Source organism: Methylomarinum vadi, assembly GCF_000733935.1.
Lineage (GTDB): Bacteria > Pseudomonadota > Gammaproteobacteria > Methylococcales > Methylomonadaceae > Methylomarinum > Methylomarinum vadi.
Genome location: NZ_JPON01000001.1, coordinates 2,174,991 through 2,189,769 on the forward strand (window position 1 = coordinate 2,174,991; position 14,779 = coordinate 2,189,769).

Sequence of the window (14,779 nt, forward strand, 5' to 3'; positions counted from 1 at the left end):
TTTTAATGCATTTTGATCTTGGCATGGGTGCTACGCCTAAATAAATTAGACAAGGTCAGCATCGCCGTCCTGAAATAACCATGCACGGCCACTTGATGCATTTTATATAAGGACAGATAGACCACCCGGGCGATGAAACCACCGATCGTCACACTGCCAATCAAATTGCCCATCAAATTGCCGACGGTCGTATATTTGCCCAATGACACCAGCGAGCCGTAATCATGGTAAACGAAGGCCACCGGCTGCGCGCCGCTCAATCTGTTGATAATCGATTTGGCCAGGCAGGAAGCCTGCTGATGCGCCGCTTGCGCGCGGGGCGGCACATTGGCCTGATGGCCCGGCCATTGGCATGCCGCGCAATCGCCGATCGCGAAAACATTCTCATCGGCCGTGCGCAAATATCGGTCGACGACCAATTGATTGATATTGTTGGTTTCCAGACCGCCCAAATTTTTCATCCAGTCCGGCGCCTTGATTCCCGCCGCCCAGACCTTCAGATCGGCCTGAAATACCTCGCCATCATGGGTTTTGATGGACTGTTCGCTCACTTCAATGACCCTGCGCCCCAATTTTAACTCGATGCCCAATTTCACCAGTTGCTGTTGCGTCGCCAGGGACAATCTTCTCGGCAAAGCGGGCAACAACTGCTCGGCGGCCTCGATAATCGTAATTTTGACATTGCCCGGCATATCCAGGCCATAGACAGCCAATAACTTGGTCACTTCGTGCAGCTCGGCGGACAGTTCGACGCCCGTGGCGCCGGCGCCGACGATGACGATGGACAAGGGCTCGTCATGATCTTTATCGATATCCGCATGGGAGCGGATATAGGTTTCCACCAACCGTTTCTGGAAGCGGAATGCTTGCGCCGTCGTATCCAGAAACATACAGTGTTTGTCGACGCCGGCAATATTGAAGGTATTGCTGACACTGCCCACCGCCATCACCAAGGTATCGTAGCGGAAAGTCCGCCGCGGAATCAGCTCGATCCCCTCATCGTTAAGGGTCGGGCTGACATAAATTTCCTTTTTAGTGCGATCCAGGCCTTCCATGCGCCCCAAGCGAAAGCGGAAATGGTTGCGGTGCGCCTGAGCCAGATATTCGGTTTCCTCGGCTTCCGCCAGGGTTCCGGCCGCCACTTCATGCAATAACGGTTTCCAGATATGCGTCGAAGAGGCATCCAACAGCATCACATCGGCCGCTCCCGACTTGCCCAGTTTATTACCCAGGCGGGTGGCCAGCTCCAAACCGCCGGCCCCTCCACCTACAATCACTATTTTATGGTTATTATTATCAGTCATATCGCCACGGTACGTTTATTTGCCAGTAGTCGGCAGGCTTAAGATCAACCCTTCGTTTTTACCGCCCAATAAGGTTCGTGGATATTCGCCATTCCACTTGTGTACGGCATTATATCTGATCAATGCCGGCGTCACCGATTTTGCCAGCAACTCGTTGGCCTTAGCCTGTGCTTCCGCTTCCTTACTGATTCGGTAAGCCTCGGCATCGGCCTGGATTTTTTTCGCATTGGCATCGGCAACCGCCGCCATCTGCCGGGCTTCGGCCTGCTTAACCTGCTGTTGGGCCTGCTGTTCGACGATTTTCAGCTGCGCTTTTTCCCGCTCCAATTGTTCCTGTCTTTCCTTGGTCTGAATCACCGCATCGGTAACAACCTGCGGCAGGGTAATGTCGCGGAACAGTACCGCGGTAACGATCACGCCTTTCGTGTCGAGATATTCGCGCAAACCGTTTTCCATATAACTTTGCAATTGCTGCTGCACGCTATCGAGGTAAAAATCCTGCGACTGTTCGACCGTCTTGCCCGCTTCCCGCAATAAGGAACGGACTTTCGGCGTGATGTGTTTGGACACCACGTCCTCAAGCGTTCCGCTTTCCTGCAGGATCGTCGGCGTCCGCGAGCCGTCCAGCCTGAAGGTGACGGAAATGTCCATCGAAGTCTTCAGCTTGTCCTGCGACGGTACATGCACTTTCTCCCAGGTATAGGTCTGTTGTCGCAGGTCGAAGCTGATGAAATTCAACAACGGATTGACGATATGCAACCCTTCCGAATAGGGTTCGGGCTGAACCTTTCCGAACAGGGTCGCGACCTTGTTATGGCCGGCCTCCACGGTCGTATAGGAATTGAATACCAGGATCAGTAGCAACAGCGCCGCGCTCAGCCAGCCGAAATATTTGAATTTACCCATCACTTTCCTCGCTTTTTTTACCCATCAACATGCAATCTGTACTATGATGTTTTCCCGATGATAAATACCAAGAGATCCCGATTTCATGCGCCGATTTATTACCATCCCCCTGCTACTGCTGCCGGCATTGTCCCATGCCGAGCAGGAACTTGCCCCTGTCCCTGAACCGCCGGAATTGCCCTTGCCGGTGCAAGACGGCGAAGTGTTAGAGCCCGATATTACCATCATTCGCAAGGGAAAGAAGACTATTCAGGAATTCCGCAAGAACGGGCAATTGTATATGGTCAGGATCAAACCCGATATCGGGCCTGCCTATTATCTGATCGATACCGATGGTGACGGCAACATGGATGTCAGGCGCAGCGATTTGGACAAAGGCCTGCATATCAATCAATGGAAACTGTTTGAATGGAAATAATCGGACCGTGTCAGTTTATACCCTTATCGACGCGGCGCAATTACGCGCATTTTTACAATATTATCGACTCGGAGAATTGATCGCGTTTTCAGGCATCGAAAACGGCATCGAAAATACCAATTACCGAATCCAGACCAACCGTGGCCACTATGTTTTGACGCTATTCGAAGAACTCGAGGATGCCCAGATCCGGCCTATTTTCAACCTGCTGGAAGCCTTAGGCCGCCAAGCATTACCCGTCCCCGCTCCTTTGTCGGACAGCCAAGGCCGTAAACTTATCAAACTCGGCCCTAAATCCGCCGCCCTGTTCAACCGCCTTCCCGGCGCATCGATCTTTAATCCTACGCGGCAACATTGTTACCGGATCGGGCGCCTGCTTGCCCAATTACATATTGCCTCGCGCCATTCCGGCTTTCACCGCAGAAACCCCAGAGACCTCAAGGCCTGTCGAACCCTGTTCTACGCGTGTAAAGAGCATTTAAGCCGGCAAGAGCGAGATAAAATCTCCGCCGAGCTTGCCTACCAACAATGCTATGACGATGCCGAAATACCGCGCGGCGTCATACACGCCGATCTGTTTCGGGATAATGTCTTGTTTGTAGGCAATAAAATCAGCGCGGTCCTGGATTTTTACGGCAGTTGCAACGACTTTCTGCTATACGATATCGCCATCGTCATTAACGACTGGTGCCGGGAACAAGCGTCGGTTTGCGCCGACAGGACGGCAAGTTTATTAAGCGGCTATCAATCGCTCAGGCCGCTGGAACCATTGGAATCGCAGTTATTACCGGTGTTTCTGCGCCGGGCGGCGTTACGTTTCTGGTTATCGAGATTAGCCCACCGGATCGAGGGTAGAAGCGGAAGTATCACGCAACAGAAGGACCCCGGCGAATTCCGCCGGATCCTGGAACAACATAGCACGCTAGAACCAGCCGTCGCAGCGATGTTTTAAACTGTTCGCCTTTCGAATTTCGGCATTTACACAAGACGGCACAGGGTTTATTAGCAGTGGTTTCGACAACAGGGATGCTGTCGCAAAGCTTCCACGGAAGGATGTATGGCGTCCTCTGATAGAGCTCCCGTGCCGAAATTTCTCTAAAGTTGAGTATAAACTCCGGTGCCGCATCGGAACATGATTTTTCGCGCGGCCGGATTTGCCTGAATCGCCGCTTCCAGGAGAAGATAAGACGGCACGGACATTTTCAATATCTGCTAATCCCGGACCGAAATAAGGAAGATAATGGCCTTACGACCACTTGCCAGGAAAAACAACGCCCGTCATAAACGGGCGTCGATACAGTCAGAAAAAAAGCGGATGCAGATGCCATGCGTCCGTCAATGATATTTGTCCATCATTTTCAATTGATCCATCGCGGCCTTGATTTTGGCTGTCGCTTCTTCATCCAATTCGTTGTTTTTGTAGATTTTGTCGAGCAATCCTTCGGCGACCAGGGCCTCCTTGATCCAGCGCTTGGTAAACCGGTAATTATTCGGCACCTTGACCTCTTCCCCGGTCTCGGGGTTTTTCAAGGTATCGGGTAGCGAACCGGCAGCGCTGGCCGGTTGCGATTGCGGTTTCGCTGCTGCGGAGGCGGGCTTCTTTTCGGACGGCGCCGGCGTTTTAGCGGCAGACTCGGCTTTAACGGCCGATTCGGCTTTTGCCGCGGCTGCCGGTTTGGAGGCCGCCGGCTTTGCCTTCTGTTTGGCTTCTTCTATTTTCCTTTTCTCACACTCAACTACGACAAAGACCACATACGCCACAAACACCGTGGTCAAAATAAAAAGCACCTCAGCCATTTCCATTCCCCTTTAATTATTTTTTTAGTTAGCATCCGAAAACAATCGTCCCTATCTTGTTTCGTGTACAAACGGTATTGCCTGATCCCGTTCCGTTACCTGTTCGTTGCGCATTCATCGCCTTTTAACCCGCCAACGATTGCCGATAGCCTCCGCCCTGTCAATGGGCGGCGCTCAAGGCCGACTATACCAGAACCAGCGCCGCACGGTAAACCCACTGCCTTCTTGCCTTACCAACAAACCTGCCGGTTCGCCAACAAAGGCAAATCATCGCGCAACCCCATGGCGTGGTTGTTGAAATAATTTTTCACCAAATCGCTATGCTCGACCCAATTCATGCCGACCGAGCGCAACGACACAAACGGCAAGGCTCGCACGGCAAAAGTCTTGTTCAAGACATCCATGCCCGCCATCATCAACAAGTTGTCCCCTTTCCGCCAGCGTTCGTATTGGCGAAGATATTTATGCCCGGCCAATGGCCGTCCCGCCTGTTTGGTCTTGATAACCAATTCCGCCAACGCGGCGGCATCCAGCAGCCCGGCATTGGCCCCCTGACCGGCCAATGGATGCATGGCATGGGCGGCGTCCCCGATCAAGGCGAAGTGTTGATCGGTGTAACGATCGGCGTATTGGAATTTGAGCGGAAATGCCGCCCTAGGCCCGGTCGCCAACATCCTGCCCAAAATACCGGCGGAAGCCTGCTCCAATTCGTGCAAGAACTCATCCTCCGGTAATTGCAGATAAGCCTGCGCGGTCGCCGTTTTCAGAGTCCAAACGATGGAGCATTGCCCGTTCGCCAAGGGTAAAAAAGCCAGCGGCCCCTCGTCGAGAAAACGTTGCCAGGCAGTGGCTTGATGGCTATGTTCGGTGGTGATCGTCGCCACCAGTCCATCCTGGTGATACGGCCAGCCGGTCACAGTGATGCCGGCGCGGTTGCGCAGGAACGATTCCCGACCGTCGGCGGCGACAATCAAATCGGCTTCGAGGCGGCGGCCATCCTCCAATACTAATTGTCCGCTCCGCTCCAGCAGTTGCAGATCGGCCACCATGACACCGGTTATGCAGGCAGCCTCGGACAACGTTTCCAGCTCATCCCACAAGGCAGCCACCGTCACGCGATTTTCGACGATATGGCCCAATTCGTTGTATTCGGTCGCCGAGCAATCGAAATGCAATTCGCCATCGGCCTTGCCGTCCCAGACCCGCATGTCACGGTAAGCGCAAACGCCCCGTTCCTCCATCAACGGCCAGGCGCCAATACATTCCAGGATATTCTGCGACGCACGGGTCAATGCGGAAACGCGCAGATCGACCGTGTCTTGGGGCCACTGCCTAGGCGGCTCGTGTCGGTCCAATAAGGCGACTCGAATGCCGCCATGCGCCAGCGCGCAGGCGGCGGTCGCTCCGACCATGCCGCCGCCGACGATGATGACGTCGAATTTTTCCATGTCAGCCTCTCTTGCTGCCCACGCGGGGCAAACGTTGCGCCAAGCCCATGGCATGCCGGGCCAATAGCGTCTTGGCGAAAGGAATGTGGTCCAATACCGTCAACGCACTGTTTCTTAGCGCCGCCAACGCCAACCAATCGCTGGAAAAAATCTTGACGACATTGTCGGTGAAAGCAATGGTGTGGTCGTGATCTTGCTGCCTGAGCTCGGCATAACGCCCGAGCAGGTCGCTTCCGCCGATATCCAGCCCTTGCTCCCAACGATCCAATACCATTTCCGCCAATTGCACGACATCGCGCAGCCCCAGATTGAAGCCCTGGCCGGCGACCGGATGCAGCTGATGGACGGCATTGCCAATGATGACCGTGCGCCCGGACACCATGGTCTGCGCCCGAATCAGGCTTAACGGAAAAGCCCGGCGCGGGGCGGCCAATGTCAATTCGCCGAGACGATAACCGAAACAGTCCTGCAATTGTTCGATGAATTCCGCCTCGCCGCCGGCCATCAAAGCTTCGGCTTCCTCATGCTTGCGCGTCCAGACCACCGCCGACAAATTGTCCGCCTGCGGCAACAAGGCCAACGGGCCGGAAGCGGTAAAACGCTCGTAAGCCGTATTGTGATGCGGGAGTGACGAGCGCACTGTCGTCACCAAGGCGGTCTGGCCGTATTCGGTAACCTGTTGGGGAATGTCGAGCAATTTACGCACCGATGAATTTCCGCCGTCGGCGCCAACCAGCAACGCCGCCGCCAAATTCACCGAATGGCCGTCCTGCTTCAAACTGACATTGACGGACTGCAGCCCGGACATCAGGCCGGCGACCCGGGCTGGACGAAATTGCTCGATATCGGCTTGCTCCACCAATGCCGCGACATGATCCTCGATATCGCGGGCACGAATGACATAACCAAGCGCATCGACACCCTGTCGTTGCGCGGACAGGCGGGCCTTGCCGAAATGGCCGCGATCGGAAATGTGGATATCGGTGATCGCGGTCGCCCGATCGGCGACGCCCTGCCAAACATTCAACGCCTCCAGCATGTGAACGGTTCCCGCCGCCAGCGCCAAGGCCCGGTCGCCGGCCGGCGAGACATACACCTGTTCGCGACTAAAGGTTTCGACGATAGCGACTTTCAGCCCCGAATCCTTTAGCGCCAGCGCCAAACAATTGCCCGCCAAGCCGGCCCCGGCAATCAAGATATCGTAATCATGCTGCATGGCTTTCCCGCATTAACAATTCTATGTCTTCGATGCTCTTCGGCACGCCGCCGGTCAGTATTTCATGCCCATCGCGCGTCACCAATACATCGTCCTCGATACGAATGCCGATTCCGCGCCACTTTTCATCGACCGTTTCGCACTCGGCAGGAATATAAAGCCCGGGCTCGACAGTCAAGACCATGCCCGGCTCCAATACACGCCACTGGTCGTTGACCTTGTAATCCCCCACATCATGCACATCCATGCCCAGCCAATGGCCGATGCGATGCATATAAAACTGTTTGTATTTTTCATCCTTGATCAATTTGGGCACGCGTCCCTTCAATAGCCCCAATTTCACCAGGCCTTTCGTCAAGACCTGCACCGAGGCGTCATGCGCCTTATTCCAAGGCAGGCCCGGACGCACCTGTTCGATCGCCGCGTACTGGGCATCCAACACCAATTGATAAAGCGCCTTCTGCGCCTCGCTGAATTTTCCCGATACCGGAAATGTACGGGTGATGTCAGCCGCATAATGGTCGCACTCGACACCGGCATCGATCAGCAGCAAATCGTCTTTCCTGAGCTTGTCCTTGTTTTCGGTGTAATGCAACACACAAGCATTTTGACCGCCGGCCACAATGGAAGGATAAGCGACCGCGCGCAGACCTTCGCGCATGAATTCATGGACGATTTCCGCCTCCACTTGATATTCGTACATACCCGGCTTGCAACACTGCATGGCTCTGGCATGGGCCTTGGCCGACACTTCGGCGGCCCGGCGCATCAGTTTCAATTCGGCCGGACTCTTGATCAAGCGCATTTCATGCAACACATGTTCCAGCGACACCAATTCGCCCGGCGCGCTGATACCGTTGCGCGACTGTTTGCGAATATTGTTGATCCATTCCAATAATTGATGGTCCAGGTCGCTATCCCTGCCCATCGGATAAAAAACTTTCGCCTTGTTTTCCAGCATACCCGGCAGGATATCGCTCAAATCATCAATCGGGAACGAGTCGTCAGCTTCATAATGCTTGGTCGCACCTTCCAAACCGGCATGCGCACCTTCCCACAAGGCCTTTTGCTCATCGAACTCGCGGCAAAACAAGATATATTCCCCTTGTTCGCGCCCGGGGATGAAAACCGCCAGGGAATCCGCCTCGTTGAAGCCCGTAAGATAATAAAAATCGCTGTCCTGGCGGAACGGATATTCGACATCGCGATTGCGGGTTCGGCTGGAAGCGCTGGCAATCAACGCGATATTGCCCTTGCCCACTTGCTGCATCAGCAATTTACGGCGTCTTTTGAATTCGTTTTGTTTCATCGTCTTGCATCCTTGATTATTGTCGGCTCTGCTGCTCTGCGTTTTCCATCAATTGGTCTCTAATCAATAGCACGGCGGAACGCAAATATTCATGGATTTCCATGAAGGCATTTTCATCCTCCTCGCCGTCGGCCTCGGCATCGACTTTGGTAAATTCAACGATATCACGCATGATCTCGCCACAATCGCCCGGCCACACCGACGTCGATTTCGCATAACCGACACCGAACAAAAAACCTTGGCACCAGTGACGCAACGCCTCGACCTGTTCAGACAATTCCGCGTCATCATCCGGCAACAACAAATCGAAAGCAAATTGTTCGTCTTGCGCATTCAATAATTCCCGGGTTTGCTCGAACAACGCCAATAAAAGACTATTTTCCTCCTCGGTTAAGGAAACATCTTCCGGAAACAGCTCCCGCAGCCAATCGTCCGCCTTGGCCCGAATATCGACACATAACAAGCCGGACGCCATGCCATGGGCTTCCGCCACATCGAGATCGGCCGCATGCCCTGTAAAAATCGCATTTATTGTCTGATAAGTCATAATCGCAAAATTTTACTCATCGCCGCTAAAAAAAAATACCGCTTATGCTAACATTGATCAGCAGTCAGTATGATTTTTATATTATTTTTTCCTCTTAGATAACGGTATTGCTATTTTATTGTAATAGTCAGCAACGATTTCATGTCCACCGCAGAACAAGACCCAGCAACAGAACTACAAGAACTCGAAGCAAAATTGGATGCATTGCTTGCGCAATACAATTTATTAAAAAATGAAAATTCCTCGCTAAAGGTTAAGCAAGAAGCGCTGGTCAAGGAAAAAGCGAAACTATTGGAAAAAACGACATTGGCGAGAACCCGTGTGGAAGCGATGATTACCCGTCTCAAAGCGATGGAGCATGGCTCATGAACAAGCGTCCGCGGCCGGTCACCGTAACCATTCTCGGCAAGGAATACAAAATCGTCTGCGATGAAGACGAAAAAGAAACACTGATCCAATCGGCCCAGGATCTCGACAAACAAATGCGCGCCATCCGCGACAGCGGGAAGGTCACCAGCCCGGACCGCATCGCCGTCATGGCGGCGTTGAATTTATCGCATGAGTTGCGACAGGCGCGAAGCATCAATCACAGCCCCTCGCAAACCCTGGTCGAGAAATTGACCACCCTGCGACATAAAATAGAAAACGTTTTAGAAAACGCTTAAATAAGTTAAACTATCAGCTCGGTATCTCCTGCGGCGTTCGAGTAGTGCCGGGTGTTTCCTGAACCTACAATTGCCCCGGAAATAAACGCCAGTGTTGGTGAGCATGCCCGTCGATACGGGAAGCCTGATATGCTGGTTTAGTTTCCACTTGAACCTCTGGTTCAAGGACGAAGGCATGAGACGGCGCAGGCGGGAGATACTACCTTCTCGCTCTTTTTTTTGGCAAGGGAAAATCCCAGTTATCAAGTCTTACCAATTTGCCGGAGCTTTTAGCCCTTGTCGCCAAAACAGCTTCCCGCCGAACTTTTCGAAATACTGCGCCTCGCTGGCAAATTCATGAGGAGTACTTTCTCAATTACTAACCAGGGAGCAATGTGCTGAGTTATCAACATGGCTTTCATGCCGGAAATTTTGCCGATGTTTTAAAACATTGCATTTTGGTGCGGACATTGCAGTATCTTATCCAAAAAGATAAGCCTTTGTTTTATCTCGATACCCATGCCGCGGCAGGCGCTTATACCTTGAACTCGGACATGGCGAGAAAAACCGGCGAATACAAAAACGGCATCGGCAAATTATGGGGGCGAGACGACCTACCGCCGGCACTCGCCGACTACGTTCGATGGGTGCGCACGTTCAACGGCGCCGGTTCTTTGTATCGTTACCCTGGCTCTCCCTGGTTTGCCAGTCAATTACTCAGAAACAATGACCGGCTAGCCTTATGTGAGCTGCATGTGAACGAATACTCGGCGCTTAAGCACAACATGGCCGGCGACCGCCGGATCAGGGTGCTGCGTGAAGATGGCTTCAAATCTGCATTGGCCTTATTGCCCCCACGCGAAAGACGGGGCCTGGTGCTCATCGACCCGCCTTATGAAATCAAGCAGGATTATCAACTTGTCGTACAAACCCTGAGCAAGGCCTATCGACGTTTCGCCCACGGTGTTTACGCCTTATGGTATCCGGTGGTGGATCGCCATCGTATCGACGCCATGGAAGCCGCTTTACGCGCTAGCGGTATGCGAGACATCCAATTATTCGAACTAGGCGCGCAAGCCGACAGCTCCGCCCCCGGCATGACCGCCAGCGGCATGATCTTAATCAACCCGCCATGGTCTTTGCGCGAAGAGATGCAGTCGGTGCTACCCTATTTGGCCAAGTTGTTGGGCAATCAAGGGCATTATCGGATTGAAGAATTGCTTGCCGAATAAACGCCGCCCCCTATCGTTGCTGTCTTTAATTCTGCAGGCAGAGCCAACAACCCGCGCATAGCCACGGTAAACGTCTTTGCATGCCTTTCCAACCTCCGCAATGACGGTCGGAACGAAACATTTTATAATTCGGATATTTAATCCTAACCGATAAGTCTTAGGACAAATCCGAGCCGGTAAAATACGACCAATCAAGAAACAGCCCTATGCATTCTGGAACACTCTACATCATTTCCGCGCCATCCGGCGCCGGAAAAACCAGCCTGGTGAAACAATTGATAACCGATACGGACAATTTGACCGTATCGGTTTCCCACACTACCCGCGCCATGCGCGACGGCGAGCAGCACGGCCGCGATTATTTCTTTGTCCCGGTGGATGAATTCAAGGCCATGATAGGGCGACACGCATTTTTGGAGCACGCTCAGGTATTCGACAACTTCTACGGCACCGCCAGAAAAACCGTTGAAGACGAGCTGGCTTCGGGGCAAGATGTGATTCTCGAAATCGATTGGCAAGGCGCGCAACAAGTCAGGCAAATGATCCCTTCCTGTCGCTCCATTTTCATCCTGCCCCCTTCGGTCGACGTGTTACGCCAGCGCCTGCAAGGCCGCGGCCAGGACAGCGACGAGGTCATTGCCCGCCGTATGCGCGATGCGGTAACCGAGATGAGCCATTACGCCGAATTCGATTACCTGGTCGTCAACGACGATTTCCAACAGGCGCTAAACCAATTGAAAAGCATCGTCACCGCTAATCGACTGACAACAGAACGCCAACAACGACAACTGGCCGCGTTATTACCGCAACTGTTGAATCAAACTTGAAAACCCTCCATCCCTGCTCTCTCGGTGAAAACGCCCGATTAAAACCAACAATTTTTAATCGACGATATATTTCTTCGCGGTGCGCCTATCCAATTGGGTGATTCTAGCCACCGCCTCGTAACTGCCGTGGCGATCGTAAAGAAAACGGCAATAGCCCGGATATTTCATCAGTCCCTTGAAACCCTATCGAAACCCTCGTTTGTTTTAAAACATGCGATCGTAAGGAGAAATTGAGCGGTCAAAAAGGGAATTAAGCATTGATTTCCGTTTTTCAGGCGCAACTTCCCCTTACCCCATTGTTTATCAGCGTGCCGGGCACAGCACTCTGTTTGTACTAATCAGGGCACAGGCGCTGACAAACGGATTTAAACAGGGATTGAAACGGATACTGACTGCTGAACAGCAGTCGAATACGACGGGTGTTACGAATGATGACGGCACCGATTTTAAACAATTTCAGGCGAATGGTGGCGCAAGTGGCTGTCGCTAGTTCGGTGTTGTTGAGGGCGATTCGGCGAATCGCCTGGATCAGGGTATAGGCCAAGGTGGATAACAGCAAACGAAACTGATTCGGCCACCACAGGCTGCAACTGGTGCGGTCGGCAAACAGATCCAATTGTTGCTCTTTAATCCGGTTTTCCATGTCGCCTCGCGCACAGTAAACGGTTTCATAGAGTGTTTGTGCATCGCCGTCCAGATTGGTTACGACATAGCGGGGATTACTCCCTTGGCTCATGTGTTCGGCCTTAAGAATGACACGGCGTCGGCGTTTCCAGGTGCCGGCTTTATAGTGGAAATCGGTAAAGAGACGCTGTTTCTGCTGTTCGCTTTGGAACTGTTGCCGGGCTTGTTCAATCCAGGGTTGGCTTAAGCGCGTTAAGCGTTTATTTTTGGCCAACCCGACAATATAGTGAACGCGATGCCGCTCGCACCAACTCAGCATCTTATGGCGACAAAAACCGCCATCGCCGCGAAACGTGATGTCAACGTCCGGCCAAGCCTGACGCAAGCGCCTGACCAGCAACGCCAGAATCGCCCAGCTGTGCTTGGCGCCATCAATATTGCTGGGACGTAGATAACTGACCAAGCAATGATGGCCGCAAAAGACATACAACGGCAGGAAACAATAGTGCCGATAGTAGCCATGAAAAAAACGTCCGTCCTGTTCGCCATGAACCGGATCGTCGGTGGCGTCGAAGTCCAGGACCAACGATTTCGGCGGTGTCTCATACGAAGCGATAAACTGCGCCACCAGTTCCTCATGAACGCGCCACATCAAGGCGCGATCCGCCTGCTGCTCAAACCGGCACAAGGTGGATCGGCTGCCCAATGTCTGATCCTTTTCCACCGCCGTCTGAAAGGCGATATCATTTCTGAGCGTGTCATGATCATTCAAATCCTCATACCCACACGCCAAGCCATAAACCCGTTGACGGAGCAGGTTGATCACAGAGTGTTGCACGCGGTCAGGGGCTCTGGCGTCAGGAATCTGCGCCGCTATCCGTTCGGTTAATCCTAATTGCTGGTCAATCGCTCTTAACAACAGCACACCGCCATCACTGGTGATCGCTCCACCACTGAATTGGGCCTCGATTTTACGGCGTTTTAAGGGAGGAAATTCTATTTGAGCTGGAGTACAATTTGTCATGGGCAAGTTGTTGGTTAAATTCAATCTAAGTAACTGAATTTTATCAAATATCAACAAACTTGCCCGCCTCTATCATGAAATATTCGGGATAGTCCTTGAGCAATTGTTGAGCGCTGATTTCGGCACCACTTTCCCGCAAAGCAAACAGAATTTGCCGGTCTTCCGGCTTATGCCGCTCAGCGACTTGGTAACTGCCGGTCAGACAAATACGGCGGATACATTGCTCCAATTCCCTGACATTACCGGGCCAGGGATAGTCCCGCGGTACGGTTTCATGAATTTTCCTTTCGATGCGTGCCACCAAATCGCCATTGGGATTGGCGATGACCCGCCACAACAAACCGGCGATCAGCTGACTCAATTCCGCCGAATTTTCCCGCAACCGTTGCTTCAAGCCGGGCACAACAATGACGTCGGAACACAGGCGGTAATACAAATCGTCCCTAAATTGGCCGTTTTTGCGTAATTTTTCGATATCGCGATTGGTCGCGCTAATCACGCGGCCGGAAAAACGTAATTTTTCATGACTGCCGACAGGACTGAAAACCCGGTCCTGAATGACATTCAGCAATTTGACCTGGGTCGGAATATCGATATCGCCGATTTCGTCGATGAACACCGCACCATTGGCGCTACATCGTGCAAACAAGCCTTGATGGTTTTCGATCGCGCCGGTAAAAGCGCCTTTCTTGTGCCCGAACAATTCCGATTCCAACAGCGACGCCGGAAATTGCGCCAGATTGATCGCCTGAAAAGAACGGGTGAAACTTTCACGGAACCGCCGCCGAGTCAAATCGAAAGGAATGAAACCGGAGCAGCCGATCGCATGCGCGACCAGACTCTTGCCGCTGCCGGTCGAGCCCAACAGCAATGTGGAAAATTCCTCCATGCGCCCCAACAGGTAATCCAAATACCAGCGCGGATTGAAGGTAAAAATATTGTTCCATAACCGCATACGCAGTTCGATGATGGAGGGACAGTCGCCCGATAGCGATGAGTTGATGAAATAAAAACCGCGATGCAATTGATAAAACAGGCCGATGTACTTGATCAATTCCTCGTCCTGATAGCCGGCCCGACGAAAACAATCGACCAATTCCACCGCAAAAGGCAATTCCAAGGGCTCGTCGCCGAATTGTCGCTGAGCGTCGATGAATTGATTGAACGCCTGCTGGAAGCGGTGAAATTGATAAAACAACCAGGCATATTCGATGCTGTTACGGTCGCGCCGCTGAAAATCGTCAATCCGAAAATCGGCTAGCGGGCCCAATTGTTGCAATTGCGCTTCCAGCACGAGCTGAATTTGTTCGACACGCTGAAAAAGATCCATGCTGCCTGGGGGGATACGTAATACACGGCAATCGGCCCGCTCGCGCTCCTTGCTGAAAGGGTTGACGAAAGCCAGCTCGGCAATTTGGCTAAAAAAGTCGCGTTGTTCGGGCAGTATGTTTTTCATCAGATACCATCGTTAAAAGTTACATTT

At 52.7% G+C, this 14,779-nt stretch carries 15 protein-coding genes and 1 other RNA gene; 7 read left to right on the top strand and 9 right to left on the bottom strand.

The window, feature by feature from the left end:
* Window positions 1-2: 2 nt before the first annotated feature.
* Both EP25_RS0110895 and EP25_RS0110900 read right to left on the bottom strand, forming a co-directional pair.
* Window positions 3-1,304, bottom strand: coding sequence for an NAD(P)/FAD-dependent oxidoreductase (locus EP25_RS0110895; RefSeq protein ID WP_031433910.1), 1,302 nt, complete (start codon window positions 1,302-1,304; stop codon window positions 3-5).
* A gap of 15 nt (window positions 1,305-1,319) precedes the next feature.
* Window positions 1,320-2,210 (bottom strand): SPFH domain-containing protein, encoded by an 891-nt coding sequence (locus tag EP25_RS0110900; RefSeq protein ID WP_051906573.1) that lies wholly within the window; start codon window positions 2,208-2,210, stop codon window positions 1,320-1,322.
* Window positions 2,211-2,295: 85 nt separating this feature from the next.
* Here EP25_RS0110900 and EP25_RS0110905 point away from each other — a divergent pair, with 85 nt between their 5' ends.
* Window positions 2,296-2,628, top strand: coding sequence for a DUF2782 domain-containing protein (locus EP25_RS0110905; RefSeq protein ID WP_031433912.1), 333 nt, complete (start codon window positions 2,296-2,298; stop codon window positions 2,626-2,628).
* A 7-nt stretch (window positions 2,629-2,635) separates the two neighbouring features.
* Window positions 2,636-3,580, top strand: coding sequence for a homoserine kinase (locus tag EP25_RS0110910; protein WP_031433913.1), 945 nt, complete (start codon window positions 2,636-2,638; stop codon window positions 3,578-3,580).
* A gap of 383 nt (window positions 3,581-3,963) precedes the next feature.
* Here the strand turns inward: EP25_RS0110910 and EP25_RS0110915 are convergent, their stop codons facing one another.
* The 5 genes from EP25_RS0110915 to EP25_RS0110935 all read right to left on the bottom strand — a co-directional run bounded on the left by EP25_RS0110915 (window position 3,964) and on the right by EP25_RS0110935 (window position 8,945).
* Window positions 3,964-4,425 carry a hypothetical protein gene (locus EP25_RS0110915; protein WP_031433914.1) on the bottom strand — a complete coding sequence of 154 codons (462 nt, stop codon included), beginning with the start codon at window positions 4,423-4,425 and terminating at the stop codon, window positions 3,964-3,966.
* Between the two features lie 230 nt (window positions 4,426-4,655).
* Window positions 4,656-5,873: a UbiH/UbiF/VisC/COQ6 family ubiquinone biosynthesis hydroxylase gene (locus tag EP25_RS0110920; RefSeq protein WP_031433915.1), complete on the bottom strand. Its 1,218-nt coding sequence runs from the start codon at window positions 5,871-5,873 to the stop codon at window positions 4,656-4,658.
* A gap of 1 nt (window position 5,874) precedes the next feature.
* Complete coding sequence (ubiH, locus tag EP25_RS0110925; protein WP_031433916.1) at window positions 5,875-7,089, bottom strand: 2-octaprenyl-6-methoxyphenyl hydroxylase; 1,215 nt, start codon at window positions 7,087-7,089, stop codon at window positions 5,875-5,877.
* On the bottom strand, window positions 7,079-8,398 hold the full coding sequence (pepP, locus tag EP25_RS0110930) for a Xaa-Pro aminopeptidase (protein ID WP_031433917.1): 1,320 nt from the start codon (window positions 8,396-8,398) through the stop codon (window positions 7,079-7,081). The genes ubiH and pepP overlap by 11 nt, the downstream gene beginning before the upstream one ends.
* A gap of 16 nt (window positions 8,399-8,414) precedes the next feature.
* On the bottom strand, window positions 8,415-8,945 hold the full coding sequence (locus EP25_RS0110935) for a UPF0149 family protein (protein WP_031433918.1): 531 nt from the start codon (window positions 8,943-8,945) through the stop codon (window positions 8,415-8,417).
* A 141-nt stretch (window positions 8,946-9,086) separates the two neighbouring features.
* Between EP25_RS0110935 and EP25_RS0110940 the strand changes: the two genes are divergently transcribed.
* From EP25_RS0110940 to gmk, 5 genes are all read left to right on the top strand, one after another.
* Window positions 9,087-9,314: a TIGR02449 family protein gene (locus EP25_RS0110940; protein WP_031433919.1), complete on the top strand. Its 228-nt coding sequence runs from the start codon at window positions 9,087-9,089 to the stop codon at window positions 9,312-9,314.
* Window positions 9,311-9,610: a cell division protein ZapA gene (locus EP25_RS0110945; protein ID WP_031433920.1), complete on the top strand. Its 300-nt coding sequence runs from the start codon at window positions 9,311-9,313 to the stop codon at window positions 9,608-9,610. Before EP25_RS0110940 ends, EP25_RS0110945 begins: the two co-directional genes overlap by 4 nt.
* Before the next feature lie 22 nt (window positions 9,611-9,632).
* A non-coding RNA gene (gene ssrS, locus EP25_RS22965) (6S RNA) lies at window positions 9,633-9,810 on the top strand.
* 174 nt (window positions 9,811-9,984) lie between these two features.
* The gene (locus tag EP25_RS0110950) at window positions 9,985-10,821 is read left to right on the top strand and encodes a 23S rRNA (adenine(2030)-N(6))-methyltransferase RlmJ (RefSeq protein WP_031433921.1); all 837 of its coding nucleotides are present in this window, start codon (window positions 9,985-9,987) and stop codon (window positions 10,819-10,821) included.
* Window positions 10,822-11,027: 206 nt separating this feature from the next.
* On the top strand, window positions 11,028-11,648 hold the full coding sequence (gene gmk / locus EP25_RS0110955) for a guanylate kinase (RefSeq protein ID WP_031433922.1): 621 nt from the start codon (window positions 11,028-11,030) through the stop codon (window positions 11,646-11,648).
* 334 nt (window positions 11,649-11,982) lie between these two features.
* Here gmk and EP25_RS0110965 read toward each other — a convergent pair whose 3' ends face one another.
* Together EP25_RS0110965 and EP25_RS0110970 are read right to left on the bottom strand one after the other, a co-directional pair.
* The gene (locus tag EP25_RS0110965; RefSeq protein ID WP_031433923.1) at window positions 11,983-13,296 is read right to left on the bottom strand and encodes an IS1380 family transposase; all 1,314 of its coding nucleotides are present in this window, start codon (window positions 13,294-13,296) and stop codon (window positions 11,983-11,985) included.
* Window positions 13,297-13,339: 43 nt separating this feature from the next.
* A complete protein-coding gene (locus EP25_RS0110970) occupies window positions 13,340-14,752 on the bottom strand; it encodes a sigma-54-dependent transcriptional regulator (protein WP_051906576.1) in 1,413 nt (470 codons plus the stop codon).
* Window positions 14,753-14,779: the final 27 nt, after the last annotated feature.